This window comes from Streptomyces sp. WAC 01529 (assembly GCF_003945545.1).
GTDB classification, from domain to species: domain Bacteria; phylum Actinomycetota; class Actinomycetes; order Streptomycetales; family Streptomycetaceae; genus Streptomyces; species Streptomyces anatolicus.
The window spans coordinates 2,332,259-2,357,914 of record NZ_CP029617.1 but is presented as its reverse complement, the minus strand read 5'-3'; the positions used below and the strand labels follow the sequence as shown (position 1 = coordinate 2,357,914).

Below are 25,656 nucleotides of genomic sequence, written 5' to 3'. Positions count from 1 at the left end.
TACGTCGTACGCGGGTATGGGCGCCCATGATGCACGCCACCCCCGGCACGGGAGTGACGGGGGTGGCGTGAGGGGCGAGGCACGTAGGGGACGTCAGGCCGGCACGTCGCTGTCGTCGGGCGTGCCGGACAGGGCGCCCGGTGCGCCGGACAGGGCTTCGGGCGAGCCGGACAGGGCCAGGTCCACCTGGACCGGGCGCTCCTCCCCGTGATGCGCCGCCGCCGAGGCCAGCGGGGCATGGCCCGCCGCCGTGGCCGCGAGGACGTAGGAGCCGCCGGCCGGGACGGCGAGGGCGTAGCGGCCCTCGTCGTCGGTGAGGGCGGCGCCCGCCTGCTTGCCGCGCCGGTCGATCAGCGTCACCTTCGCGCGGGCCAGCGGGGCGCCGTCCGCGCTGTGCACCCGGCCCTGGAAGCCCGCGAGCGCCTTGGTCGCGCGCTCCAGGTTGGCGTCCTCCTCGCTGCTCGCGCGCAGCTGCGTGGTGGTGGAGCGGCGCGCGGAGGGCAGCAGCAGGGCGAAGGCGAGGCCGATGACGACCGCGCCCGTCGCGATCAGGAAGGAGACGCGGAAGCCGTGCATGGTCGGCACGGCGACGCCGCCGACGTGGTCCGCGGTGTTGGCGAGGACCATGCCGATCACGGCGGAGGAGACCGAGGTGCCGATGGAGCGCATCAGGGTGTTGAGGCCGTTGGCCGCGCCCGTCTCGGACGGGTCGACCGAGCCGATGATGAGCGCGGGCAGCGAGGAGTAGGCGAGGCCGATGCCCGCGCCGAGGACCACCGAGACCACGATGGTCTGCCAGGCGGCGCTCATCAGGCCGAGGCCCGCGCCGTAGCCGATCGCGATGATCAGCATGCCGAGGATGAGGGTCACCTTGGGGCCGTACTTCGCCGAGAGGCGGGCGTAGACGGGCGCGGTGAACATCATCGTCAGGCCGAGCGGCATCACGCACAGCCCCGCGACGACCATGGACTGGCCGAGGCCGTAGCCGGTGGCGGACGGCAGCTGGAGCAGCTGCGGCAGGACGAGCGAGACGGCGTAGAAGGCGACGCCGACCATGATCGAGGCGAGGTTGGTGAAGAGCACCGAGCGGCGGGCCGTGGTGCGCAGATCCACCAGCGGCGCCTTCACGCGCAGCTCCATCACGCCCCACAGCGCCAGGACGACGGCCGCGGCGGCGAAGAGGCCGAGCGTGGTGCCCGAGGTCCAGCCCCAGTCGCTGCCCTTGGTGATCGGCAGCAGGAAGAGCACGAGCCCCGCGGAGAGGCCGATGGCGCCGAGCACGTCGAAGGTGCCCTGGGCGCGCATCGGGCTCTCCGGCACGAAGACGACGGTCAGCACCATCGCGAGGACGCCGAGGCCCGCGGCGCCGAAGAAGAGGGCGTGCCAGTCGGCGTGCTGCGCGGTGAGCGCGGCGAGCGGCAGCGCGAGTCCGCCGCCGACGCCGATGGAGGAACTCATCAGGGCCATCGCCGAGCCGAGCTTCTCGCGGGGCAGCTGGTCGCGCATGAGCCCGATGCCGAGCGGGATGGCGCCCATGGCGAAGCCCTGGAGCGCGCGGCCCGCGATCATCACCAGCAGATTGTCGGTGAACCCGCAGATCAGCGAGCCGACGACCATGACGGAGAGGCTGGCGAGCAACATCCGCCGCTTGCCGAAGAGGTCCCCGAGGCGGCCCATGATCGGCGTGGAGACGGCACCGGCGAGCAGGGTCGAGGTCATGACCCAGGTGGCGTTGGACGGCGCGGTGTCCAGCAGGGCCGGCAGGTCCTTGATGACCGGCACGAGCAGGGTCTGCATCACCGCGACGACGATGCCGGAGAAGGCGAGCACGGGGACGACTCCGCGTATGCCGCGTGGGTGGGTCGTCGTCATCGACATTGCGTGGGGCCTCCGGGACGGGGGTCGGGCTCGGCGGGAGCGCGGGAGCGTGGGTGGTCGGCGTAGGTACGTGTAGCTCGAACCTGTTTCCCCGGGCGACTATTCCGACGGACGTCGTACGAGGGGAACTCTTGACTCTCTTGACTCTTTGTTGACCGGCCCGGCGCCCGGCGCCGACAAGTCCAAGGGCGTCTGACCCTCCGTCAGGCTTCCGTCGAATTGGAACGTGTTCTACTCTGGCGCGGTCCCGGCAGCTGCTACCGGCGAGGATGCGCATGGGGATCGGAATCACGCGGGAGCAAGGGGAGTTGGCGTCGGCCGTACGCGGGTGGATCGCGCGGACCGTCCCCCCGGAGGCGATACGCGAACTGCTCGACGGACCTCCTCCCAGCGGCCGGCCCGCCCACTGGGACGGCCTCGCCGCGCAGGGGCTGCTCGGCGCGCACCTGCCCGAGGAGTGCGGGGGTGGGGGAGGGGACCTACTCGACTTGGCGGTCGTCCTGGAAGAAGCGGCGGGGGCCGTGTTCCCGGGACCGCTCGTGTCGCACTCCCTCGCCTCACTGGTGCTGCGCCACGCGGGCGCCGACGCCATGGTCGCCGAGCTGGCGGCCGGCACCCGCATCGGCGCCGTCGCGCTCGGCGCGGGCACGCTCACCGCGCTCTCCGACGGCGACGGCTACGTCCTGGAGGGGGTGGCGCCGCCCGTCCTCTCCGGCGGCGAGGCCGACCTGCTGATCCTGAACGCCGCCTCCGCGCCGGGCCCGGTGTGGCTCGCCGTCGACGCGGCCGCGCTGACCATACGTACACACGACAGCGCCGACCCGACACGCCCCACCGCCGAGGTGAGCGCACGGGCCGCGCACGTCCCGGCGGACCGGGTGCTCGCCGTGGACGGCGCGACCGTAGGCGATCTCGCCGCCGTCGTGCTGGCCGCCGACGCCTGCGGCACCGCGGCCCGGGCGCTGCGCACCGCGGCCGGGCACGCCAAGGTGCGCGAGCAGTTCGGGCGGCCCATCGGGCGGTTCCAGGGCGTCAAGCACCTCTGCGCCGACATGCTGCTCCGCGTCGAACAGGCCCGCGCCCTGACCTGGGACGCGGCCCGCGCCGCCGGCGAACCCGGCCTCCCGGGCGAGGTGCGGGGCCTGGTCGCCGCGCTCGCCGCGGGCACCGCCCTGGACGCCGCGTACTCCTGCGCCAAGGACTGCGTGCAGATCCTCGGCGGCACCGGCTTCACCTGGGAGCACGACGCCCACCTCTCGCTGCGCAGGGCCGTCCTGGCGCGGCAGCTGCTCGGCGCGGGCGACACCCACCGGCTGCGGGCCGTGCGGCTCGCCGGGGGCGGGGCACGGCGCGAGCTGCGCCTTGAGCTGCCCGAGGAGGCGCGGGCGTACCGCGCCGAGGCCCGCGAGGTGATCGCACGGGCCCGCGGCCTCGACCCCGCCGCGGCGCGCAAGGCCCTGGCCCCCACCGGATACGCGGCCCCGCACCTCCCCCCGCCCCATGGCCTGGGTGCCGGGCCCGTCCAGCAGCTCGTCATCCAGGAGGAGTTGGCGGCGGCGGGCGTCGGCCTCAGCGACCTCGGCATCGCGACCTGGGTGGTGCCCTCCCTCATCGCGTACGGCACGAAGGAGCAGCAGGAGCGCTTCCTCGCGCCCACCCTGCGCGGCGAACTGCTCTGGTGCCAGCTCTTCAGCGAGCCGGAAGCGGGCTCCGACCTCGCGTCCCTGCGCACGCGGGCCGAGCGCGTCGAGGAGGGCTGGCGCGTCAACGGCCAGAAGGTGTGGACGAGCGCGGCGCAGTGGGCGGACCACGGCATCCTGCTCGCCCGCACGAATCCGGCGGCCCCCAAGCACAAGGGGCTCACGTACTTCGTCGTCGACATGAAGAACGCCCGGGGGCTCGACATCCGCCCCCTCAAGGAGATCACCGGGGACTCCCTCTTCAACGAGGTGTACTTCGACGACGTACTCCTCCCCGAGGACGCGGTCGTCGGCCGGATCGACGACGGCTGGCGCGTGGCCCGCCACACGCTCGGCGACGAACGCGTCCACATGGCAGACCAGCTGACCTTCGACACCGGCCTCGAAGCGCTCATCGCGCGCGTCTGCGAGGGGGGCCTCGACGGCGCCCGCGCCGGGGGCCTCGCCAGTGACCTCGACGGCGCGCTCCGGGCCCGTGTCGGCGTGCTCGCCGCCGAGGCGCACGCGCTGGCCTGCATCGGGCTGCGGACGACGCTCCGGCAGGTCGCCGGGGCCGAGCCGGGCGCGGGCGCCTCCGTCCGCAAGCTCGTCCAGACCTCGCACCAGCAGAAGGTCGCCGAACTGGCCCTGGAACTGCTCGGCCCGGCGGGCGCGGTGCGCGAGGGCGCCGGGGAGCGGGCGCTGCACGGCTTCCTCATGTCGCGCTGCCTGACCATCGCGGGCGGCACCACCCAGGTGCAGCTCAACGTCGTCGCCGAGCGGATCCTCGGCCTGCCCCGTGACTGAAGGAGAGCCTCGTGAAGAGCTACATCGTCGGCGTCGGGATGACCGAGTTCGAGAAGCCCGAGACGCGGGAGTGGCAGTACTGGGACATGGCGAGGGAGGCGGGCGGCAAGGCCCTGGAGGACGCCGGAATCTCGTACGGACAAGTCGAGCAGGTGCCTGTCGGCTACTGCTTCCAGCCCTCGACGGCGGGCCAGCGCGCGGTCTATGAACTGGGCCTGACCGGCGTCCCCGTCTACAACGTCAACAACAACTGCGCGACCGGCGCGACCGCGCTGATGATGGCGCGGCAGTTCGTCGAGGGCGGCCTGAGCGACTGCGTGCTGGCGCTCGGCTTCGAGAAGATGGCGCGCGGTTCGCTGGGCGGTGGCGGTGGCGGAGGGGACTTGAAGACGTCCCCGGTCGCCCGCCACTACGGCGTCATGGCCGCCCGGCACGGCTTCGAGGCGACCCCGCCCACCGCGCAGATCTTCGGCAACGCGGCCCGCGAGCACATGGAAGAGTACGGCACGACGGAGGCGCAGCTCGCGGCGGTCGGCGCCAAGAACCACCGGCACTCGGTGAACAATCCGTACGCCCAGTTCCAGGACGCGTACTCGGTCGACGAGATCCTCGCCGCGAGGACCGTCCACCGCCCGCTCACCAAACTCCAGTGCTCGCCGACGTCGGACGGTTCGGCGGCGGTGGTGGTCGCCTCCAAGCGCTTCGTGGAGCGGCACGGCCTGGCGGGCCGGGCCGTGGAGATCGCGGCCCAGGCCATGACCACGGACACCGCCGAGTCCTTCACCTCGGGCTCGTGCATCGACGCGGTCGGCGGGCCGATGTCACGGGAGGCGGCACGCCAGGCGTACGAGAGGGCGGGGCTCGGCATCGAGGACGTGGACGTCGTCGAGCTGCACGACTGCTTCTCCATCAACGAACTCCTGACGTACGAGGCGCTCGGCATGTGCGCGCCCGGCGAGTCCGGCAAGCTCGTCGAGAGCGGCGCGACGACGTACGGCGGCCGCTGGGTGGTGAACCCCTCCGGCGGCCTCATCTCCAAGGGCCACCCCTTGGGCGCGACCGGCCTCGCCCAGGCGGCCGAGCTGACGTGGCACCTGCGGGGCGAGGCCGGGTCCCGGCAGGTGCCCGGCGCGAGGGTGGGCCTCGCACACAACATCGGACTGGGCGGGGCGGCGGTGGTGACGATTCTGCGGAGGCGGTAGGGCGGGGTGAGGGTGACGGGGGTGCGGGCGCCCTGCGGGCGGGCCGCAGGGCCTTACCGCTGCCCCCGTGCCGTGCCCTCGTGCCGTGCCCCCGTGCCCTCCCCACCCCTGCACCGCGCCCCTGACCTGTTCCCGGCACAGCCCGCGCGGTGCGCTGGTGCGGCCGTCCCCGGAGCTTCCCCGCAGGCGGCGACAGGCAGCGACAGGCGATAGGCGGCGACCGGCGGCAGGCGGCAGGCGGTAGGCAGACGGACGGCAGACCGGGACCTAGGCCCTTAGGCCCAGGCACGTGGCGCTAAATGCCGATGCACGCCGCTCCCGCGGCTTGAGAGGATGGCTGTCATGGTCCAGACGCCCTCCACCACTTACACCCCCGACTCCGCCACCGCCCCGCCCAAGAGGTCCGTACCGGTATGGGCGGTTCTCCTCACCGCCTGCGCGGGCCAGTTCCTCGTCGTCCTCGACGTGTCGGTGGTGAACACCGCACTGCCCTCGATGCGGTCCGACCTCGGCATGAGCGCCATCGGACTCCAGTGGGTCGTCAATGCCTACTCCATCGCCTTCGCCGGTTTCATGCTGCTCGGCGGCCGCGCGGGCGACCTCTTCGGGCGGAAGCGGATGTTCCTGCTCGGCCTCGGCCTCTTCACCGCAGCCTCGCTCGGCGGCGGCCTGGCCCAGGCCGAGTGGCAACTGCTCGCGGCACGCGCGGTGCAGGGCCTCGGCGCCGCGGTCCTCGCGCCCTCGACGCTGACGATCCTCACCTCCGCGGTGCCCGAGGGCCCGGCGCGGATACGGGCCATCGGCGTCTGGTCCGCGGTCGGCGCGGGCGGCGGCGCGGCGGGCGGCCTGGTCGGCGGCGTCCTCACCGACCTGCTCTCCTGGCGCTGGGTGCTCCTCATCAACGTACCGATCGGCGCCCTGGTGATCTTCGCGGGCGCGGCTTGGCTGACCGAGAGCAGGGCGGGGCAGGCGCGCCGCCTCGACGTGCCGGGCGCGGTCCTCGTCACGGCCGGGCTCGCCACCCTCGCGTATGGCATCGTGCAGACCGAGGAGAAGGGCTGGACGGCGGCCGCGACCCTCGTACCGCTGGCGGCCGGACTCGCGCTGCTCGGGGCGTTCCTCGTGGTGGAGGCGCGTACGAAGGTGCCGCTGATGCCGCTGAAACTGTTCCGGGTGCGGTCGGTGTCGGCCGCGAACGCGGCGATGTTCGTGTGCGGCGGCGGCATGTTCGCCATGTGGATGTTCATGACCCTGTACGCCCAGAACGTCCTCGGCTACTCCCCGCTGAAGGCCGGCCTCGCCCTCATACCGTCCTCCCTCACCATCGTCCTCGGCTCGATGCTGGCGCCGCGCGTGATGCCGGTGCTCGGCGCGAAGAACGTCTCCATAGTCGGCATCGTCGTGGCCGCCGCCGGCTTCGGCTGGCAGTCGACGATGACGGTCGACGGGGCGTACGTGACCTCGATCATGCTGCCCGGTATCGTGATGATGTTCGGCGCGGGCCTCGCCACGACCCCGCTCGCCTCCCTCGCCACCTCGGGAGCGGCACCCGGCGACGCCGGGCTGGTCTCGGGCCTGATCAACACCTCCCGCACGATGGGCGGCGCGCTCGGCCTCGCGGTGCTCTCCACGGTGGCGGCGGCGCGGATGGACGGCTCGACGTCACGGCAGGCGCTGACCGACGGCTATGCGATGGCGTTCCGCACGAGCGGGTTCATCCTGCTGGCGGGTGTGGTGGTGCTGCTCCTGTGGATGCCGGGCCAGCGGGCGGCCTCGCAGCGCTGACCTTCTTGGTGCGGGGGGTCCTTTCGGGTGTTGGAGCTTCTCCGCGTGCTGGCGAGGCAACGGTTTGTGGCCCTCATGGACTCCAATGTGCAAGGAGGCATTCATGGGGGAGCGAAAGCAGGCCTTGGACGGTGAGTTCCAGGGATTCATGGCGAGCCGCTGGCCGCAGTTGATGCGCACGGCGTTTCTTCTCACGGGGGAGCAGCACGCGGCGGAGGACTTGGTGCAGTCGTCCCTTGAGCGGACGTACGTGTCCTGGCGCAAGGTGAGCGGCGCGGGCGACCCGGACGCCTATGTGCGCCGGATCATGATCAACACCCACGCGCGCAGACACCGGCCCAAACTCAAGGAGTTCCTGTCGCTCCAGGGCTCGGCGCCGGTCCTCGACGCGCCCGAGCGCGGAGACCGCATGGCACAGGCGGACGACCGCGCGGCCCTGCTGCGCGCGCTCGCCCAACTGCCCGCGCGCCAGCGCGAAGCGGTCGTCCTGCGGTATTGGGAGGACCTGAGCGAGACACAGACCGCCGAGGCCATGGGCTGCTCGGTGGGCGCCGTGAAGAGCAACGCCGCCAAGGGAATCGCCAAGCTCCGCGCCATACCCGCACTGACCGAGAAGGTCACAAGCCGCACCGAGAAGGTCGCAAGCCGCACTGAAAAGACCGCAGGCCGGACAGGGGCGGTCCCAGGCCGGACCGAGAGAGTCGCAGACCGAACCGAGACGGTCGCGAGCCGAGGGGAGAAGCAGTGACCACGGACCAGGACCCGGCGCGGCAGGACACCACCGCGCACCGCGACATCGCCCACCGCCTGACGGCCGCGGCGGACGAGGTGGAGATCGGCATAGCCCCGTACCAGGCGGTGATGCGCGGCGGCCGGCGCAGAAAGACGCGCCGCTGGGTGGTCGGAGCGCTGGCGGCCGTGGCGATCGCGGGCTCGACGGGTTCGCTGGCGCTCGCCGTGGTGGACGGCGAGAGCCGGACGCGCCCGGCGGCGCTGGTGGACTCGGCGGAGGCCCGGCATGTCTACGCCCCGCAGGTCACCCCGCTGACCAAGGTGCTCGACAAGGCGGGCAAGGAGGTGGCCGGGGTGGAGCTGCGGACGTGGGGCGCCCCGCTCGACGCGTCGGAGGCGCGCGGCCAGGAGAGGGCGATGAGGGAGGCGGGCGTGTGGGACGAGCGGACCACCGACCCCGTCCCGGCCCTGAACCGCCCCTGGCACGCGATCGTGGTGAAGGCCGACGGCAAGGAGAAGCTGACCTCCTTTGGCCTCCAGGACAAGGAGCCGGGGGGTGACGACGGCCTGAGCTTCGCCTCGGTGGAGATAGAGGTGAAGGGCGAGAAGCTCATGATCGGCCACGTGGGCCCGAAGACGAAGCGCGTCGAGCTGGAGCACGAGCACGGCACGACCGAGCCGCACCTGCGGAGGGCGGCGGGCTCGGCGTACCTGTGGTTCATCACGGAGGAGGGAGACGGGGGCCCGGACGGCAAGCTGGTGACGGTGCGGCTGTACGACGGGGAGGGGAGGGTGTCGGCGGTGGTGAAGGACTGAGGGCGGGGGCCTGGGGCGGGGGAGGCGGGGCTGCGGGGCTGGGTTGGGCTGGCCGGGCAGGCCAAGCGGGCCAGGGTGAGGCGAGGGCGAGCTGAGGCGGGCGGCATGGCGATGGGGTCTGCGCGGGCCTGGCCGGGCGCAGCTCTGCCGGCCGGGAGAGGCGTGCCTGGCGGATGCAGGGCTGGCCGATTACGGGTGTCACCGGCCCGGTGAGGTCTACGGACGGGTGCGGGTCCACCGGCCGGGCGCAGGCTCACTGGCCGGGTGAGGCTTACCGGGGGCGGGCGGGACCATGCCTGGGTGCGGGTTCACTGCCCGGGCGAGGCCTAGCGGCCAGGCCAGGCCCCTACCGATCCGGCGCAGGTCGGCCGAGGCCGCCCCACTCCAGACCAGACCACCGCCCCCCTGCCCAGGCACCCCCACCGACCCAGCTCAGCCCTCCCGGACGCCCCCGCGGGCCCCGCTAGAGCCACCCCCGCTGCCGGGCCTCCCGCACCGCTTCCACCGGGTCCCGCGCCCCGGTCTTGCCGATGGCCGCCGAGAGGCAGTCCCGCACGGTCGACTCCGACAGGCGCAGCTTGCCCGCGATGTCGGCGACCGAGGTGCCGTCCGCCGACGCCTTGAGGACCTCCGCCTCGCGGCCGGTCAACGGGCTGGACCCGGAGCCCGGCCCAGTGTCAGACCCGGCGCCGGGTCCGCCGCCCAGCCCAGCGCTGGGCCCGACACCTACCCCAGTGCCAGGCCCGGCGCCCAGCCGGTCGGTGGCGAGTGCCGGGTCGATGACGGTCTCGCCGCGCAGGGCCTGGCGGATCGCCTGGGCCAGCTCCTCGACGGGGCCGTCCTTGACGAGGAAGCCGACCGCGCCCGCTTCCATGGCGCGGCGCAGACAGCCGGGCCTGGCGAAGGTGGTGAGGATGATGACCCGGCAGTCGGGGCACTCCTCGCGCAGGTTGGCGGCGGCGTCAATCCCGCCCCGGCCGGGCAGGTCGACATCGAGCAGCGCCACGTCGGGCCGGAAGGTCAGGGCCGCGTCCACGACCTGGTCCCCCGCACCGACCTGCGCGACGACCTCGATATCCGCCTCCATCCCGAGCAGCAGGGCGAGCGCGCCCCGCCGCATGCCCTGGTCCTCGGCGAGGAGGACTCTTACGCACTTCGCGGGGCGATGGTCCCGGGGCATCTCATTCACAGGAGCAGAGTATGACGGCCAGTCAGATCGTGCCGGACCGGCGAGGGAATGCCGCGCAGGGGCCGGGCGGCTCTCCGGCCAGGCGCGCCGCACCCTGGCGATGGGCCTGCCGCCTCCGACGGGGAACCGCGCGGCCGGAACTCCCCATGCGCTGCACCGCTCCAAACCGGCCTCCGGCCTCCAGCACCGGCTTCCAGCGCCGGCCCTGCACCGGCCCCCGCCCTCCCGCACCGGCCACCACGACGCTGCCACGAGCAGGCGCAGCCGACGCCCCCCGGGCTCCTGGAGGGACCCCCGGCACCCCGGGGACCTGCCACTTAGACCGCGCCGCGCGTCCGTGGTGTCATGGAACTGGGGGCGGGATGGGGGCCGGATGGGGGCGGAAGGGAGAGCGATCATGCCCGCAGCGAAGCGAACGAGTGTCGCCGCCCCGGTGTCGATCCGCCCGCTGGTCGAGCCGGACCTGGATCGGGCCGACGAGATCTTCAGGGTCGCCTTCGGTACCTTCCTCGGGATCCCCGAGCCGGAGACGTTCTTCGGGACCGCCGACTATGTCCGCACCCGCTGGGCGGCAGATCCGCACGCGGCCTTCGCGGCGACCCTCGACGGCCGGGTCGTCGGGTCGAACTTCGCCGCCGACTGGGGCAGCGTCGGGTACTTCGGCCCGCTGACCGTAAGCCCGGAGCTGTGGGACCAGGGCGTCGGCAGGCGCCTCATGGAACCGGTCATGGCCTGCTTCGACACCTGGGAGAACCGCCACCTCGGCCTGTTCACCTTCTCGCACAGCCCCAAGCACCTGGAGCTTTACCGCCGGTACGGCTTCTGGCCCCGATTCCTGACAGCCGTCATGAAGAAAGAGGTCACCGTCGGCGCTGCGGAGCCCGGCACCGAGCCCTCCGGCACCGAGCCCCCCGGCCGAGTGCTGTACGGCGAGCTGCCCGCCGCTGAGCGGCCCGCCGCGCTGAGCCTCAGCCGGGCACTGACAGGGGCCGTGTACGAGGGTCTGAGCCTGGAGCGCGAGATCACGGCGGTACAGGCGCAGGGGCTGGGGGACACCATCCTCCTAGAGGGCGCCGGTTCCGACCTCGACGGTCTGGCGGTCTGCCACTGCGGAGCGGGGTCGGAGGCCGGCGAGGACGTCTGCTTCGTCAAGTTCGGCGCCGTACGCCCCGGCCCGGACGCCGGAGACCGGTTCGAACGACTGCTGGACGCGTGTGAGCAGCTGGCCGCCGAGAAGGGGCTGGGGCAACTGGACGCCGGAATGAACCTGGCCCGCCAGGACGCCTACCGGCGCATGGTCGACCGCGGGTTCCGCACCTGGCTGCAAGGCGTGACCATGCACAAGCCCAACGAGCCCGGCTACAGCCACCCGGACGCCTACGTGATCGACGACTGGCGCTGAACACACCGCCCACCTCCGCACCCGGCTCCACCGCCATACCCCGCTCCGGCGCCGTACCCGGCGCCCCCGGGGGATCCGTCACCGCACCCCCACCTGACGTCCTGTCAGGAGCCTTCACAACTTCCCGGGGCTCGGCTATACATGGGACGCCGGACTGGAACGCGTTCTAGAACGGCCCTGTTGCGACCTCGGTGCGGTCGACGGTGCGGACGGCCGCACCGAGGTCTTCTGCCGCCGGCCAAGGAGCCAAGGAGCTGCCACCCCATGCCCATTGACGCCGAGAAGGCCGTCGCCGCCGAGCCCCGGTCCACCGAGATCGCCTGGGACCACAAGGACGTCCAGCTCTACCACCTCGGCCTCGGCGCGGGCCTGCCCGCCACCGACCCCGACGAACTGCGCTACACGCTGGAGTCCAGGCTGCACGTCCTGCCCAGCTTCGCCACCGTCGCGGGAGCGGGCATGGGCGTCGTCGGCGGCCTCTCGGCACCCGGCATCGAGGTGGACCTCGCCGCGGTGCTGCACGGCGGCCAGAGCATCACGCTGCACCGCCCCATCCCGGTCGGCGGCAAGGCCGTCAATACGTCCAAGGTCGCCGCCGTATACGACAAGGGCAAGGCCGCGATCCTCGTCCTGCGCTCCGAGGTCGCCGACGACGAGGGCCCGCTGTGGACGAGCGACGCCCAGATCTTCGTGCGTGGCGAAGGCGGCTTCGGCGGCGACCGAGGTCCCTCCGCCCGCCTGCCCGCCCCCGAGGGCGACCCCGATCTGGTAGTCGAGCGGCCCGTCCGCGAGGACCAGGCGCTGCTCTACCGCCTCTCCGGCGACTGGAACCCCCTGCACGCCGACCCCGAGTTCGCGGCGCTCGCCGGGTTCGACAGGCCGATCCTGCACGGCCTGTGCACCTACGGGATGACGCTCAAGGCCATCGTCGACACCCAGCTCGGCGGCGACGTCTCCCGCGTGGGCGGCTACGGCACGCGCTTCGCCGGGGTCGTCTTCCCCGGCGAGACCCTCCGTGTCCGCATGTGGCGCGGCGAGGGCCGCGTCCAGGCCACGGTCACGGCGGTCGAGCGGGACGACGCGCCGGTCCTCGCCGACACCGTCGTCGCACACGTCTGAGCCGTCGCTCCGGGCCGCACCCGGGACCTCGTCACGCCGATCCGCACCGGGGTCCGTACGCCGATCCGTACGCCCGATCCGTACGCCGATCCGCACGCAGAGAGGAGCCGTACCGCCATGCGCGCAGCCGTACTGCACGAGACAGGCCAGGACAAGCTCGAGGTGTTCGACGACGTCGAGGCGCTGGGCTTTGGCCCCGGCAAGGTGAGGATCCGGATCCGGGCCACCGGCCTGTGCCACTCGGACGTCTCCGCGATGAACGGCGTGCTGCCGCAGCCCGCCCCCTTCGTCCCCGGCCACGAGGGCGCCGGCGAGATCGTCGACGTCGGCGACGGCGTGAGCGGCATCGCGCAGGGCGACCGGGTCCTGGTCTGCTGGCTCCCCGCGTGCCGGGCCTGCCCGGCCTGCAAGCGCGGTCAGACCCAACTGTGTCTCGCCGGTTTCCTCAACGCGGGCACCCCCAACTTCCGGCGCGCGGGCGGTGACGTCTTCGGCTTCGCGGGCACGGGCACCTTCACCGAGGAGGTCGTCGTCGACGCCGGGTGCGCCGTGCCGATCCCCGACGACGTGCCTTTCGACATCGCGGCGCTCATCGGCTGCGGGGTGACCACGGGGCTCGGCGCGGCCATCAACACCGCAGACGTGGCGGCCGGTTCGTCGGTCGCCGTCATCGGCTGCGGCGGCGTCGGCATCTCCGCGATCCAGGGCGCGCGGCTCAAGGGCGCGGCGCAGATCGTCGCCGTCGACCCGGTCACCTCGCGCCGCGAGGCCGCCCTGAGGTTCGGCGCGACGGAGGCCGTCGCCCCGGACGAACTGGCCGACGCCAAGCAGCGGATCACCGCGGGCGAGGGTTTCGACTACGTCTTCGAGGTCGTCGGCAAGTCCGCCACGGCCCGCACGGCGTACGAGATGACGCGGCGCGGCGGCACGTTGTGCGTGGTCGGGGCGGGGGCCATGGACGATCACCTCCAGCTCAACATGTTCGAGCTGTTCTTCGACGAGAAGCGGATCCTGCCCTCCATGTACGGCGGGGGTGACGTCCTGCGGTCGTACGAGAGGGCCATCGCGCTCTGGCAGGCGGGCCGCATCGACCTGGAGAACATGATCACGCACCGCGTACGGCTCACCGAGATCAACGAGGCCCTCGACCAGATGCGTACCGGGACCGCCCTGCGTACGTGCATCGAGATCTGAGGGGGGACCCCCCATGTCACTGTCGCCGTCACTGCCACTTGAGGGGCTCGCCGCGATCGTCACCGGCGCGGGGCGCGGGCTCGGGCGTGCCGAGGCGCTGGAACTGGCCCGGCTCGGCGCGAGCGTGGTCGTCAACGACTTCGGGCAGCCGGGGCGCGACGGCTCGGGCGAGGCGTCGGCGGCGCCCGCGGAGGAGGTCGCCGCCGAGATCCGGGAAGCGGGCGGTCAGGCCATCGCCCACACCGGTGACGTCGCCGACCACGAACAGGCCCGCGCGCTGGTGAAGTCGGCGATCGACACCTACGGAAAGCTCGACATCCTCGTCAACAACGCGGGCATCCTGCGGGACCGGATGATCTTCTCGATGAGCGAGAGCGAGTGGGACTCGGTCATCCACGTCCACCTCAAGGGCCACTTCAACACGACCCACTTCGCGTCCGCCCACTGGCGCGAGCGCTCCAAGGCCGCGGGCGGCCCCGTCTACGGGCGGATCGTCAACACCTCGTCGGAGGCCTTCCTCGCCGGGTCCGCGGGCCAGCCCAACTACGCGGCGGCGAAGGGCGGCATCGTCGGCCTGACGACATCGACGGCCCTCGCGCTTGCCAAGTACGGCGTGACGGCCAATGTGATCTGCCCGCGCGCGCGTACGCGCATGACCGAGGACGTCTTCCAGGGCTTCCAGGAACCGGCCGACGGCCGCCTCGACCCACTGGCGCCCGAACACGTCTCGCCCCTGGTCGGCTATCTGGCCTCGCCCGCCGCCGCGAAGCTCAACGGCCAGCTGCTCGTCGTGCACGGCGGCATGGTCGCGGTCGTCGAACGCCCCAAGGTGGCGGCGAAGTTCGACGCGGCGAAGGAGGCGTTCACCTTCGACGAGCTGGACGAGTTGCTCTCGCCGTACTACGCGGACCGGCCGCGGGGCGAGACGTTCGCGGCGTCCGAGGTGCTGGGCCTGAAGCGGGGACAGTAGGGGCAGAGTGCGCGAAAGTCCCGCCCTCGTGCCGCTTTTGGCGGCGGAGGAGCGGGACTTCCCTACGATGTGCTGCGGGCCGAACCCCTGGTCAGGAGTTCGACGCGAGCCTGCGGTGGCGCCCCCGCGGTGCCGTGGCCTCGTCGTGCTCGGCCACCGGACCCCGGTGTTTACCGGCGCCGTCCCGCGCGGTCGTGTTCACGGTCGCCGCTTGGCGCGGCTCGGTCTCCCACTGTGTCTCTGTACTGGTCTTTGTCGACATCTCGTTACTCACCCCGTAAGAAGATTCTTCGTACAGCCGAGCGAGTCTAACCGGCCACCCCCCGGCCGGTAAGAGGTGCCTGCTGCAACGGAACGGGGCGGGCGGCGGCGGGCGGAGCCTGCTTCATCCGCGGCGCCTCCACCAGCACCTGGGCAGGGGCGGGCACCCGCGCGACACCGCAGGGCATCGTGCCCGTCACATAGGGAAGTTGCAGCACGCCGTCCCTTGTCCAGCGGCCCGAACCGGCCAACCAGCCATCAGGGGCGGGTAGTTGACGCATGCGCCGCTCCGCGGGGCGCCAGACGCCGAGCCAGGTGCCCGCCGCGCCGTCGATCCGCAGCGCCACCGCGCAGCCCTCCGGGAGCAGCGTCTGCCCCGGCTGGATCGCGAACGGCGTGACCGCGCAGTCCGCGAGCCGCAGCGACTCCGGGAAGCGGACGGGGCGAGTGCCGCCCAGGACCCCCCAGCCGAGCCGGTCGTGGCCCGGCGCGTTCGAGCGGATGAGGAGCAGCCCGCTGTCCATGTCGGCGAGCAGCAGCCGGTCGTCGCTCTCCTCCGTGATCTGGAGCAGCGGCGAGACCTCGCCGTCGCGCTCCAGGTCGACCGCCACCGTCTTGACGCACCCCTCCGACTCCCGGTCGAGCGCCAGCATCCGCCCCGCGCGGTCCAGCCAGACCCCGCCCGAGCAGCGCCCCGGCACCTCGGCCAGGTGCTCGGGCCCGAACGAGCCCCCCGCCACCAGCCATACGTCGGTCGAGCGGGCGCCGACCGCGAGGGCGTAGGCGCGCGTCCCGTCCGGCGCGGGCGGCAGCAGGCGCAGCTCGCCCTCGCACTCCACCGTGCCCAGCGGGATCTCGCCGGTCTCCGGGCCCGTGGGGTAGAGCAGCGCGAAGGCGTGCCGCCCGTCCACAAGGCGGTGGATGAGTACGCGCCCGTCGGTCATTGGCAGCACTTCGGTGCCGGGCTCCTCGGGCTGGTGGCCGGCGAGCGGCACCACGTAGGGCTCGGGGGAGTCCAGTGTCCAGCGCTCGGGGAACCAGGACTCGCCCCGCCGTGCGAGCCGGGCCGCGTAGGAACCGTCCACCGTGATCGTTGCCGCTGTCATCGTCGGGCCACCTCCGGCCCCGAAGCTAGTTTTCGTACGCGCTGGCGTGGGATCCGTGGCTGTCCACTTCACACAGAAGGGTGGCGATGTCCCGGTTCGCCTGAGGGGGTGGGGGTGGGTGTGCTGTGCGAGGCGGCTCTGCTTAAAGTTAGGCGAACCTAAGCTCGGCTGGATCCGCCTCAAGCTCGGCCGGATCCGAGCGGCGCGCACCCCTTGGAGTCCCGATGCCCCAGTCCCCTCGATCCGCCCGGCGGTCCCCGCGATCCGCCCGGACCGCCGCGGTCGCCCTCGCCGTGACCGCCGCGCTCACCCTCGCGGCCTGCGGCTCGGGCGGGGACGGCACCGCGAAGTCCGGCGACGGCAGCGGCAGCAAGGCCGTCGCCCAGGGCGGCGACGACTTCACCAAGGCCGCCGAGCGGACGGCGGGGATGGGCACATCGGCGAAGCCGGGCGAGTTCCCGCGCACCCTCACGCACGCCCTCGGCAAGACCGAGCTGAAGAAGCGGCCCCAGCGGGTCGTCGTCCTGGACGTCGGCGAGCTGGACAACGTCGTCTCCCTCGGCGTGAAGCCCGTCGGCTACGCCCCCACCGAGGGCGACGACGGCATCCCCGGCTACCTGAGGAAGGAGGCCGGCAGCCCCAAGAACGTCGGCACGATCAACTCCCTCAACCTGGAAGCCATCGCGAACCTGAAGCCGGACCTGATCCTCGGCAGCGAGCTGCGCGCCGCCAAGCTCTACCCGCAGCTCTCGAAGATCGCCCCGACGGTCTTCTCCATCCGCCCCGGCTTCACGTGGAAGGAGAACTACCTCCTGAACGCGACCGCGCTCGACGAGAGGGCCAAGGCCGAGCGGGAACTGGCCGCGTACGAGAAGAGGGCGAAGGCGCTGGGCGGGGAGATCGCCGCGGCCCACGGAGGCAAGAAGCCCACCATCACGATGCTCCGGTACATGCCGGACCGTATCCGCCTCTACGCCAAGGCGTCCTTCATCGGCACGATCCTCGACGACGCCGGCCTCCCGCGCCCGAAGAACCAGCAGGTCAACGACCTCGCCACGGAGATCAGCCCCGAGAAGATCGACCAGGCCGACGCCGACTGGATCTTCACCGGCGTCTACGGCGACGCGAAGAAGACCGGCCGCTCCGAGGCCGAGAAGAACCCTCTGTGGAAGAAGCTCGGCGCGGTGAAGAAGGGCCACGCGAAGGACGTGCCGGACGAGACCTGGTACCTGGGCCTCGGCGTAACGGCGGCGAACAAGATCCTGACAGACCTCAAGACCCACCTGGCCCCGTAAGGGCGGTCCCGTAAGAGCCGCCTCGCAGGAGCGCCCCGTAAGGGGCGCGGGGAACGGCGCGAGCAACCACAGAAAAGCCGCGGACGCCCCCCACTCGGAACCAGGCAGACGCAGGCGTTCCGTAGCCGCAAGCTGACCACAAGTAACCACCGCCGAGCCAAGCGCAGCGGGAAGGTAGCCTTTCCCCGTGCCCCGTCTGTCTGAAGTCATCGCCGCCCTCGACGCCCTGTGGCCCGCCGATCTGGCCGAGAGCTGGGACGCGGTCGGCACGGTCTGCGGAGACCCCGACGCGGACGTCTCCCGGGTCCTCTTCGCCGTCGACCCGGTCCAGGAGATCGCCGACGAGGCGGTGCGGCTCGGAGCCCAGCTCCTTGTCACCCACCACCCGCTCTACCTGCGCGGTACGACGACGGTCGCGGCGTCCACCTTCAAGGGCCGCGTCGTCCACGACCTGATCAAGAACGACATCGCGCTGCACGTCGCGCACACCAACGCCGACCGCGCCGACCCGGGCGTCTCCGACGCGCTCGCCGGCGCCCTCGACCTGCGTGTCGTACGCCCCCTCGTACCGGACCCCGCCGATCCGCACGGCCGTCGCGGGCTCGGCAGGATCTGCGAGCTGGACCACCCCCTGACCCTCGCCGAGCTGGCCGAGCGCGCGGCGAAGCGGCTGCCCGCCACCGCGCAGGGCATCCGCGTCGCGGGCGACCCGGCCGCGACGATCCGTACCGTCGCGGTGAGCGGCGGCTCGGGCGACAGCCTCTTCGACGACGTACGCGCCGCCGGCGTGGACGCCTTCCTCACCGCGGACCTGCGCCACCACCCGGCGTCCGAGGCCCGCGAACGCACCCCGCTCGCGCTGCTCGACGCCGCCCACTGGGCCACCGAGTGGCCGTGGTGCGAGCTGGCCGCAGCCCAGCTAGACGAGATCTCCGACCGCAACGGATGGGGCCTTCGCGTCCACGTCTCGCGCACGGTCACCGACCCCTGGACCGCCCACGCGGCCTCGACCCCCGACTCAACAGGAGCCCCCAACTGAACGCCGCGCCCGCCGACCAGATCCGCCTGCTCGACGTCCAGTCCCTGGACACCCGCCTGCAGCAGCTCGCCCACAAGAAGAGGTCTCTGCCGGAGCACGCCGAGATCGAGTCGCTGACCAAGGACCTCACGCAGCAGCGCGACCTGCTCGTCGCCTCGACGACCGAGGAGAGCGACTGCGCCCGCGAGCAGACCAAGGCGGAGCAGGACGTCGACCAGGTCCGCCAGCGCGCGGCCCGCGACCAGCAGCGCCTGGACTCCGGCGCGGTCAGCTCCCCCAAGGACCTGGAGAACCTCCAGCGGGAGATCGCCTCCCTCGCCAAGCGCCAGGGCGACCTGGAGGACGTCGTCCTCGAGGTCATGGAGCGCCGCGAGTCCGCGCAGGAGCGGGTCGCCGAGCTGACCGAGCGGGTCTCCTCGATCCAGGCGCGGATCGACGATGCGACGGCCCGCAGGGACGCGGCGTTCGAGGAGCTGGACGGCGAGGCGGCGACGGTCACCAAGGAGCGCGAGGTCGTGGCGGGTTCGGTCCCGGCCGACCTCCTCAAGCTGTACGACAAGCTCCGCGCGCAGCAGGGCGGCGTCGGCGCGGCCAAGCTGTACCAGCGGCGCTGCGAGGGCTGCCGCCTGGAGCTGAACATCACCGAGGTCAACGAAGTGAAGGCGGCCTCCCCGGACACCGTCCTGCGGTGCGAGAACTGCCGCCGCATCCTGATCCGTACGTCCGAGTCCGGCCTCTAGGAGCCTTGTCCGTGCGGGAGTTCATCGTCGAGGCCGACGGAGGTTCCCGGGGCAACCCGGGCCCCGCGGGCTATGGCTCGGTGGTCATCGACGCGGCCACGGGGGAGACCCTGACGGAGGCCGCGGAGTACATCGGCGTCGCGACGAACAACGTCGCGGAGTACAAGGGCCTGGTGGCCGGGCTGAAGGCTGCCCACCAGTTGGACCCGGCGGCCTCGGTCCATGTCCGAATGGACTCCAAGCTCGTCGTCGAGCAGATGTCGGGCCGCTGGAAGATCAAGCACCCCGACATGAAGCCGCTGGCGGCGCAGGCGGCGCGGATCTTCCCCGCGTCCCAGGTGACGTACGAGTGGATCCCGCGCGAGAAGAACAAGCACGCGGACCGGCTCGCGAACGAGGCGATGGACGCGGGCAAGCGGGGTCTGGCGTGGTCGCCCTCGGCGTCGACCGCGGACCTCGACACGCGGGCCGCGCGCGCGGCGGCCGCCCGGGAGTCCTCGGGCCCGCCCGGCGACGCGGCGGCGGGCGCGGCGAGGGCGCGGGCGGCGTTGGCCGGGGTGTCGGGCGGCGGCGCCTCCGGAACCTCCGAGGCCGGTGAGACGGCCGACCGGCGCGCGGCGAGCGGTGTGGCGAGCGGCGCGACCGGCAGCGTGGCGAGCGGCGCGGCCAGTACCGGAGCCCGGACGCCTCCCGTCGGCTGGGCGGCGCCCGCTGATCTCGGGGCGCCCGCCACCTTCGTACTCCTGCGACACGGCGAGACCGCGCTGACGCCCGAGAAGCGGTTCTCCGGGAGCGGCGGAACCGATCCGTCCCTCTCCGGCGTGGGGCGCGAGCAGGCCGAGCGCGCCGCGGCCGCGTTCGCCGCGCGCGGCACGATCCAGGCGATCGTCTCCTCGCCGCTCAAGCGCTGCCAGGAGACCGCGTACGCCGTCGCCGACCGCCTCGGACTCGACGTCCACCTCGAAGAGGGCCTGCGCGAGACGGACTTCGGGGCCTGGGAGGGGCTGACCTTCGGTGAGGTGCGCGAGCGCCACCCCGAGGAGCTGACCGCCTGGCTGGCCTCGCCGAAGGCGGCGCCGCCGGGCGGCGAGTCGTTCGCGACGGTCTCGCGCAGGGTGGCGGCCACGCGCGACCGGCTCACGGCGCAGTACGCGGGCCGCACGGTCCTGCTCGTCACGCACGTCACGCCCATCAAGACGCTGGTGCGCCTCGCGCTCGGCGCCCCGCCGGAGTCCCTGTTCCGGATGGAACTCGCGGCGGCGTCGGTGTCCGCGGTGGCCTACTACCGCGACGGCAACGCCTCGCTGCGCCTCCTGAACGACACCTCACACCTGCGCTAGCGCCGCCGCCTCGCGCGCCAGGGACTCCACGCGTGCCCAGTCCTTGGCGGCGACGGCGTCGGCGGGAAGCATCCAACTCCCGCCGACGCAGCCGACGTTCTCCAGCGCGAGATACGCCGGCGCGGTCCCGGAGGTGATCCCGCCGGTGGGGCAGAAGCGGGCCTGGGGGAGCGGCCCCCCGAGGGACTTCAGATAGGCGGTGCCCCCGGCGGCCTCGGCGGGGAAGAACTTCATCTCGCTGACACCGCGTTCGAGCAGGGCCACGACCTCGGAGGCCGTCGAGACGCCGGGCAGGAACGGCACCCCGGACCCCGCCATGGCCGCCAGCAGCGACTCCGTCCACCCCGGACTGACGAGAAAGCGGGCACCGGCACCCACGGAGTCGGCGACGTGCCGCGCGGAGAGGACGGTCCCGGCCCCGACGACCGCGCCCGGCACCTCGGCACAGATGGCCCGAATGGCATCGAGCGCGACGGGCGTCCGCAAGGTCACCTCGATGGCGGGCAGCCCCCCGGCCACCAGGGCCCGCGCCAAGGGCACGGCGTCCCCCAGCTCGTCCACGACGACGACGGGCACGACGGGGGCGAGATCGAGAACGGAGGGCGCGGAGGAGTTCACAGGGGGCATGGGGGAATCCTGCCCCGGCGCCGACAGTATGCGCAAAGGGCGTTGCGCATGCTGCAACGAGCCAAACTCAAACCCTCAGTGGATCTCCCGCACCACCACATCCAGCGCCCACGGCTTCCCCGGCTTCGTGGGAGGTTCCGCCTCCACCGCGTGGCCCAGGTCCCGCAGGGCCTCGACCAGTTCGGCGGGGTCCTTCGGCTGGACGCCCGTGGCCAGCAGGGAACGTACGATCCGCCCCTTCGTCGCCTTGTTGAAGTGCGAGACCACGGACCGCTTCTCGACGCCGTCGACCAGCTGCGCGTGCAGCACCCGCACGGTCGCCGTCCGGCCGGCCACCTCACCCTTCGGCTTCCACGCCGCCGCGTACGCCGACGACCGCAGGTCCAGGACGAGCCCCTCGCCCGCCGCCTCCGGCATGACGGAGGCCATCGGCGTACGCCAGTACGCGCCGAGCGCGCCGAGGCCCGGCAGCTTCACGCCCATCGAGCAGCGGTAGGAAGGGATCTTGTCGCTGACGCCGACGGCACCCCACAGCCCGGAGAAGACCAGCAGCGAGCGGGCGGCGCGGCGCTTGGCGGCGGCGTCGAGCGAGGCCAGGTCCAGGGCGTCGTACAGGACCCCCGTATAGATCTCCCCGGCGGGCCGCGCGCCCGCCGTGCGCAGCTCGGCGTTCTTGGCGACCTCGCCGCGCAGCCCCTCGCTCAGGCCGAGCACGCCCCGCGCCTTCTCCTCGTCGGCGGCACACAGCTCGACCAGCTCGTCGAGGACCGCCTGCCGCGCCTCGGTGAGCCCCGGCAGCGACAGACTCTCGGGCTTGAGCGGTGCCCCGCCCCCGGACGAGGCCTTGCCTTCGGACGGCGGCAACAGGACGAGCACGATCGGACTCCTTAGGCGGTACGAGGGAGGGGTGCGGCCCCCGCCCAAGAGGTTACGGGGGCGGAAGCGGCCGCCGGCCCCACGGGGCGGGGCGGCACTACCGGGTGCCGAGCCGTGCGCGGAGCCCTACGCTCGGGGCATGCCCCGCCGCCACCTCCATGTGACCGGCGCAGCGGAGGCTCCGTTGCGGGCCGCGCTGCGTGAACTGCGTACGGCACTCGACGTGCCCGACGCCTTTCCCGCCGACGTCCTCGCGGAGGCGGAACGCGCCGCCGCCTCGCCCCGGCTTCCGGACCGGGACGCCACGGACATCCCCCTCTTCACGATCGACCCGCCCACCTCCGTCGACCTCGACCAGGCCATGCACCTGGCGCGGCGCGAGGGCGGCGGCTTCCGGGTGCGGTACGCGATCGCCGACGTCGCCGCGTACGTCACGCCCGGCGGCCCGCTCGACGCCGAGGCCCACCGCCGCGTCACCACCCTCTACTTCCCCGACGAGAAGGTCCCGCTGCACCCCCCGGCCCTGAGCGAGGGCGCCGCGAGCCTGCTGCCGGGCCAGAGCTGCCCGGCGGTCCTGTGGACGCTCGACCTCGACGAGGACGGCCGCACCGAACGCACCGACGTGCACCGCGCCCTCGTACGCAGCCGGGCCAAGCTCGACTACGAGGGCGTCCAGCGCGCCATCGACGACGGCACGGCGGAGGAGCCGGTCGCGCTGCTGCGGGAGATCGGGACGCTGCGCGAGCGCCTGGAGGTCGAGCGCGGCGGCATCTCCCTCAACGTGCCCGAGCAGGAGATCGTGGAGCGCGACGGCACGTACGAACTCGCCTACCGCGCCCCCCGCCCCGCCGACGGCTGGAACGCCCAGATCTCCCTGCTCACCGGCATGGCCGCCGCCCAGCTCATGATCGACTCGGGTACGGGCATCCTGCGCACCCTGCCGACCGCCCCCGACGGCGCCGTCGGCCGCCTGCGCCGTACCGCGAAGGCGCTGCACATCGACTGGCCGCACCACGTCCCGTACGCGGAACTCGTACGCTCCCTCGACCCCCGGCGCTCGCACCACGCCGCCTTCCTCCAGGAGTGCACGACGCTGCTGCGCGGCGCGGGGTACACGGCGTTCAGCGGCGGCGAGATCCCCGAGCACACCCTGCACGCCGCGGTCGCCGCCCCCTACGCCCACTGCACGGCTCCTCTGCGCCGCCTCGTCGACCGCTACGCCTCCGAACTCTGCCTCGCCGCGTGCGCGGGCGCGGGCGTCCCCCAGTGGGTGCTCGCCGCCCTGGGCGAGCTGCCCAAGGAGATGGCGGACGGCACCCGGCGCGGCAACACGGTGGAACGGGAGTGCGTGGACATCGTCGAGGCGGCCCTGCTCAAGGACCGGGTGGGGGAAATCTTCGACGCGGTGGTGGTGGACGTGAAGGAGCGTGAACCGGCCGTGGGCACCGTGCAGTTGACCACTCCGGCGATCGTGGCCCGCGTCGAGGGCGGCTCCGCGGAACTGCCGCTGGGGGAGCGTCTGCGGGTCCGCCTCACGGGGGCGGACCCGGGGACGGCGAAGGTGCGGTTCACGCCGGCGTGAGGGGGGAGGGGCAGGGGCTGGGGTTGGGGCGGGGCCCGGGCCGTGCGGCGGTGCGGCATGGAAGAAGGGGATGCGGACGTTGCCCGTACTACCAGGCCTCGCTCAAGAGGCCACGCGGGCACCGGTCCGCGCGGGGCGGCACGGGGGAGCGGGTTGCGCATGGACGGCGGGGCGGAAGAGGCGGGGCGCCTGCGTGAGCGGGCGGGGCGGCCGCGTGAGGGGGCGGGGCGTCCCCGTGAGCAGGCGCTGTGGGCGAGGGCACCCCTCGGGCCGGGTGGTGAGAGCCTCGATCTGCTGACCGCCCGTTTCGACCGGCACCGCTATGCCCCGCACTACCACGAGGAGTTCACCGTCGGCGTCTGCGTCGGCGGGACCGAGATCATCGACTACCGGGGCGGACGGCTGCACGTCGGGCCCGGCACCATCGTCATCCTCGCCCCCGGAGAGGTGCACACCGGCGGCCCGGGCGCGACCGGCGGCTACGCCTACCGCGCCATGTACCCCGCGCCGTCCCTCCTCGCCGAGGCCACCGCGACGCTGCCGCACTTCCCGGACCCGGTGGTCCACGACCCCGAGCTGGCGGCGGCCCTGCGGGCGGCCCACACGGACCTGGGCGCCCACGCCGACCGGACCGCCCACGCCGAGCCGACCGCCCGCGTGGAGCTGACCGCCCGCGTGGAGCTGACCACTCACACCCAACTGACCGCCCACACCGACCCGCTGGAGGCCGAGTCCCGCCTCCCCTGGCTGCTCACCGCGCTCGCCCGCAGACACGGCGGCGTCCGCCCGCTCACCGACCACGTCCCCGGCGCCGACCACATCACCCGCGCCGTCCGCGACCGCCTCGCCGACGAACTCCTCGCCCCGCCCTCCCTCGCCGAACTCGCCGCCCCGCTCGGCCTCTCCCGCTACCAGCTCCTGCGCGCCTTCCGTACGTCGACGGGGATGCCGCCCTACGCCTGGCTCGCCCAGCACCGGGTCAAGCGGGCCCGCGCGCACCTGGAGGCGGGCCTGCGCCCCGCGGAGGCGGCCTCCCTGGTGGGCTTCGCCGACCAGGCGCACCTCACCCGGTGGTTCCGCAGGGTGCTCGGGGTGACCCCGGCGGCATACCGCAGAAGCGTCGTACCGCACCCGCAACAACGTTCAAGACATCCGTAGCCGGTACGGCCGAAACTGCCCGCATGACGGCACGCGGCTGGTTCCTCTTCTCGCTGATGGGTGTCCTGTGGGGCATCCCGTACTTCATGATCAAAGTGGCGGTGGACAGCGACCTGTCCCCGTCGATGGTGGTCTTCACGCGCTGCGCGCTCGGCGCGGCACTCCTGCTGCCCTTCGCCGTACGACAGGGCGGACTGCCCCGCGTACTGAAGACGCACTGGCGCCCCATGCTGGCCTTCGCCTGCGTGGAGATCCTCGGCCCGTGGTGGACCCTCACCGACGCCGAGCGCCGCATCTCCAGCTCCACGGCCGGGCTGCTCATCGCCGCCGTGCCGATCATCGGCGCCCTCCTCGCCCGCTTCTTCGGCGACACGGAACGCCTCGGCCCGCGCAGGCTCACCGGCCTCGGTCTCGGCCTGGCGGGCGTCGCGGTGCTGACCGTGCCGCATCTGAGGGGCGGCGACGCGTGGTCCCTCACCGAGGTCATGCTCACGGCGCTCGGCTACGCGATAGCCCCGCTCATAGCGGCCCGCCACCTCCGCGAGGTCCCCACGCTCCAGCTGATCGCGCCCTGCCTGGTCCTGGCGGCCCTCGTCTACGCGCCCGCGGCGGCGGCCACGTGGCCGCAGACGATGCCGGACAACAAGACGCTGGCGTCCCTTGCGGGCCTGGGCGTCATCTGCACGGCACTAGCCTTCGTGATCTTCCTCGAACTGATCCGGGAGGCGGGCCCGACGCGGGCGGTCGTGTTCACGTACGTCAATCCGGCCGTGGCGGTGGCGGCAGGCGTCACCTTCCTCGACGAGCCGTTGACGGCGGACGTCCTCGCGGCCTTCACCCTGATCCTGGCGGGCTCCTT

Annotated in this window: 21 protein-coding genes and 1 pseudogene; 15 read left to right on the top strand and 7 right to left on the bottom strand. The window is 73.0% G+C overall.

The window, feature by feature from the left end; translation table 11 throughout:
* Nucleotides 1-93: 93 nt before the first annotated feature.
* Nucleotides 94-1,878 (bottom strand): MFS transporter, encoded by a 1,785-nt coding sequence (locus tag DMA15_RS10560; RefSeq protein WP_125512517.1) that lies wholly within the window; start codon nucleotides 1,876-1,878, stop codon nucleotides 94-96.
* Between the two features lie 275 nt (nucleotides 1,879-2,153).
* Here DMA15_RS10560 and DMA15_RS10555 point away from each other — a divergent pair, with 275 nt between their 5' ends.
* The 5 genes and pseudogenes from DMA15_RS10555 (at nucleotide 2,154) to DMA15_RS10535 (ending at nucleotide 8,899) form a co-directional block, all read left to right on the top strand.
* Nucleotides 2,154-4,364, top strand: coding sequence for an acyl-CoA dehydrogenase (locus DMA15_RS10555; RefSeq protein WP_125512516.1), 2,211 nt, complete (start codon nucleotides 2,154-2,156; stop codon nucleotides 4,362-4,364).
* 11 nt (nucleotides 4,365-4,375) lie between these two features.
* Complete coding sequence (locus DMA15_RS10550) at nucleotides 4,376-5,566, top strand: lipid-transfer protein (protein ID WP_125512515.1); 1,191 nt, start codon at nucleotides 4,376-4,378, stop codon at nucleotides 5,564-5,566.
* 342 nt (nucleotides 5,567-5,908) lie between these two features.
* A complete protein-coding gene (locus tag DMA15_RS10545) occupies nucleotides 5,909-7,351 on the top strand; it encodes an MFS transporter (RefSeq protein ID WP_125512514.1) in 1,443 nt (480 codons plus the stop codon).
* A 103-nt stretch (nucleotides 7,352-7,454) separates the two neighbouring features.
* A pseudogene (locus tag DMA15_RS10540) lies at nucleotides 7,455-7,952 on the top strand (SigE family RNA polymerase sigma factor); the annotation flags it as partial.
* Between the two features lie 143 nt (nucleotides 7,953-8,095).
* A complete protein-coding gene (locus DMA15_RS10535; RefSeq protein WP_125512512.1) occupies nucleotides 8,096-8,899 on the top strand; it encodes a hypothetical protein in 804 nt (267 codons plus the stop codon).
* 463 nt (nucleotides 8,900-9,362) lie between these two features.
* Here DMA15_RS10535 and DMA15_RS10530 read toward each other — a convergent pair whose 3' ends face one another.
* Nucleotides 9,363-10,079: a response regulator transcription factor gene (locus DMA15_RS10530; protein ID WP_125517579.1), complete on the bottom strand. Its 717-nt coding sequence runs from the start codon at nucleotides 10,077-10,079 to the stop codon at nucleotides 9,363-9,365.
* Nucleotides 10,080-10,485: 406 nt separating this feature from the next.
* Here DMA15_RS10530 and DMA15_RS10525 point away from each other — a divergent pair, with 406 nt between their 5' ends.
* From DMA15_RS10525 to DMA15_RS10510, 4 genes are all read left to right on the top strand, one after another.
* Nucleotides 10,486-11,490, top strand: coding sequence for a GNAT family N-acetyltransferase (locus DMA15_RS10525; RefSeq protein ID WP_164551721.1), 1,005 nt, complete (start codon nucleotides 10,486-10,488; stop codon nucleotides 11,488-11,490).
* Nucleotides 11,491-11,754: 264 nt separating this feature from the next.
* On the top strand, nucleotides 11,755-12,609 hold the full coding sequence (locus DMA15_RS10520; RefSeq protein ID WP_125512511.1) for a MaoC/PaaZ C-terminal domain-containing protein: 855 nt from the start codon (nucleotides 11,755-11,757) through the stop codon (nucleotides 12,607-12,609).
* Between the two features lie 117 nt (nucleotides 12,610-12,726).
* On the top strand, nucleotides 12,727-13,803 hold the full coding sequence (locus DMA15_RS10515; RefSeq protein WP_125512510.1) for a Zn-dependent alcohol dehydrogenase: 1,077 nt from the start codon (nucleotides 12,727-12,729) through the stop codon (nucleotides 13,801-13,803).
* Nucleotides 13,804-13,822: 19 nt separating this feature from the next.
* On the top strand, nucleotides 13,823-14,773 hold the full coding sequence (locus DMA15_RS10510; protein ID WP_125517573.1) for a 3-oxoacyl-ACP reductase: 951 nt from the start codon (nucleotides 13,823-13,825) through the stop codon (nucleotides 14,771-14,773).
* Nucleotides 14,774-14,864: 91 nt separating this feature from the next.
* Here DMA15_RS10510 and DMA15_RS36600 read toward each other — a convergent pair whose 3' ends face one another.
* Together DMA15_RS36600 and DMA15_RS10505 are read right to left on the bottom strand one after the other, a co-directional pair.
* Nucleotides 14,865-15,035, bottom strand: coding sequence for a hypothetical protein (locus tag DMA15_RS36600; protein ID WP_164551643.1), 171 nt, complete (start codon nucleotides 15,033-15,035; stop codon nucleotides 14,865-14,867).
* Between the two features lie 46 nt (nucleotides 15,036-15,081).
* Nucleotides 15,082-16,140: a hypothetical protein gene (locus DMA15_RS10505; RefSeq protein ID WP_240659740.1), complete on the bottom strand. Its 1,059-nt coding sequence runs from the start codon at nucleotides 16,138-16,140 to the stop codon at nucleotides 15,082-15,084.
* 224 nt (nucleotides 16,141-16,364) lie between these two features.
* On the opposite strand from DMA15_RS10505, the gene DMA15_RS10500 reads away from it, so the two are divergent.
* The 4 genes from DMA15_RS10500 to DMA15_RS10485 all read left to right on the top strand — a co-directional run bounded on the left by DMA15_RS10500 (nucleotide 16,365) and on the right by DMA15_RS10485 (nucleotide 20,554).
* Nucleotides 16,365-17,435, top strand: a complete 1,071-nt coding sequence (locus tag DMA15_RS10500) for an iron-siderophore ABC transporter substrate-binding protein (RefSeq protein WP_125512509.1) — start codon at nucleotides 16,365-16,367, stop codon at nucleotides 17,433-17,435.
* Nucleotides 17,436-17,622: 187 nt separating this feature from the next.
* On the top strand, nucleotides 17,623-18,474 hold the full coding sequence (locus DMA15_RS10495) for a Nif3-like dinuclear metal center hexameric protein (RefSeq protein ID WP_125512508.1): 852 nt from the start codon (nucleotides 17,623-17,625) through the stop codon (nucleotides 18,472-18,474).
* The gene (locus DMA15_RS10490) at nucleotides 18,471-19,214 is read left to right on the top strand and encodes a C4-type zinc ribbon domain-containing protein (RefSeq protein ID WP_206302922.1); all 744 of its coding nucleotides are present in this window, start codon (nucleotides 18,471-18,473) and stop codon (nucleotides 19,212-19,214) included. The genes DMA15_RS10495 and DMA15_RS10490 overlap by 4 nt, the downstream gene beginning before the upstream one ends.
* A gap of 11 nt (nucleotides 19,215-19,225) precedes the next feature.
* Nucleotides 19,226-20,554, top strand: coding sequence for a bifunctional RNase H/acid phosphatase (locus DMA15_RS10485; RefSeq protein WP_125512506.1), 1,329 nt, complete (start codon nucleotides 19,226-19,228; stop codon nucleotides 20,552-20,554).
* Here DMA15_RS10485 and eda read toward each other — a convergent pair.
* On the bottom strand, nucleotides 20,540-21,181 hold the full coding sequence (gene eda, locus DMA15_RS10480; protein WP_125512505.1) for a bifunctional 4-hydroxy-2-oxoglutarate aldolase/2-dehydro-3-deoxy-phosphogluconate aldolase: 642 nt from the start codon (nucleotides 21,179-21,181) through the stop codon (nucleotides 20,540-20,542). The genes DMA15_RS10485 and eda overlap by 15 nt on opposite strands.
* Nucleotides 21,182-21,256: 75 nt before the next feature.
* On the bottom strand, nucleotides 21,257-22,057 hold the full coding sequence (gene yaaA, locus DMA15_RS10475; RefSeq protein WP_125512504.1) for a peroxide stress protein YaaA: 801 nt from the start codon (nucleotides 22,055-22,057) through the stop codon (nucleotides 21,257-21,259).
* Between the two features lie 139 nt (nucleotides 22,058-22,196).
* Between yaaA and DMA15_RS10470 the strand changes: the two genes are divergently transcribed.
* Both DMA15_RS10470 and DMA15_RS10465 read left to right on the top strand, forming a co-directional pair.
* Nucleotides 22,197-23,639 carry an RNB domain-containing ribonuclease gene (locus tag DMA15_RS10470; protein ID WP_125512503.1) on the top strand — a complete coding sequence of 481 codons (1,443 nt, stop codon included), beginning with the start codon at nucleotides 22,197-22,199 and terminating at the stop codon, nucleotides 23,637-23,639.
* Between the two features lie 159 nt (nucleotides 23,640-23,798).
* On the top strand, nucleotides 23,799-24,797 hold the full coding sequence (locus DMA15_RS10465; protein WP_125512502.1) for an AraC family transcriptional regulator: 999 nt from the start codon (nucleotides 23,799-23,801) through the stop codon (nucleotides 24,795-24,797).
* A gap of 595 nt (nucleotides 24,798-25,392) precedes the next feature.
* On the opposite strand, the gene DMA15_RS37415 is transcribed toward DMA15_RS10465, so the two are convergent.
* Complete coding sequence (locus DMA15_RS37415; RefSeq protein WP_240659739.1) at nucleotides 25,393-25,635, bottom strand: hypothetical protein; 243 nt, start codon at nucleotides 25,633-25,635, stop codon at nucleotides 25,393-25,395.
* Nucleotides 25,636-25,656 lie beyond the last annotated feature (21 nt).

Coding starts and splice junctions, on each gene's coding strand:
- DMA15_RS10560 (WP_125512517.1), bottom strand. CDS start 1,878: ATGTCGATGACGACGACCCACCCACGCGGCATACGCGGAGTCGTCCCC.
- DMA15_RS10555 (WP_125512516.1), top strand. CDS start 2,154: ATGGGGATCGGAATCACGCGGGAGCAAGGGGAGTTGGCGTCGGCCGTA.
- DMA15_RS10545 (WP_125512514.1), top strand. CDS start 5,909: ATGGTCCAGACGCCCTCCACCACTTACACCCCCGACTCCGCCACCGCC.
- DMA15_RS10530 (WP_125517579.1), bottom strand. CDS start 10,079: ATGCCCCGGGACCATCGCCCCGCGAAGTGCGTAAGAGTCCTCCTCGCC.
- DMA15_RS10525 (WP_164551721.1), top strand. CDS start 10,486: ATGCCCGCAGCGAAGCGAACGAGTGTCGCCGCCCCGGTGTCGATCCGC.
- DMA15_RS10520 (WP_125512511.1), top strand. CDS start 11,755: ATGCCCATTGACGCCGAGAAGGCCGTCGCCGCCGAGCCCCGGTCCACC.
- DMA15_RS10515 (WP_125512510.1), top strand. CDS start 12,727: ATGCGCGCAGCCGTACTGCACGAGACAGGCCAGGACAAGCTCGAGGTG.
- DMA15_RS36600 (WP_164551643.1), bottom strand. CDS start 15,035: ATGTCGACAAAGACCAGTACAGAGACACAGTGGGAGACCGAGCCGCGC.
- DMA15_RS10505 (WP_240659740.1), bottom strand. CDS start 16,140: ATGACAGCGGCAACGATCACGGTGGACGGTTCCTACGCGGCCCGGCTC.
- DMA15_RS10500 (WP_125512509.1), top strand. CDS start 16,365: ATGCCCCAGTCCCCTCGATCCGCCCGGCGGTCCCCGCGATCCGCCCGG.
- eda (WP_125512505.1), bottom strand. CDS start 21,181: ATGCCCCCTGTGAACTCCTCCGCGCCCTCCGTTCTCGATCTCGCCCCC.
- DMA15_RS10470 (WP_125512503.1), top strand. CDS start 22,197: ATGCCCCGCCGCCACCTCCATGTGACCGGCGCAGCGGAGGCTCCGTTG.
- DMA15_RS10465 (WP_125512502.1), top strand. CDS start 23,799: ATGGACGGCGGGGCGGAAGAGGCGGGGCGCCTGCGTGAGCGGGCGGGG.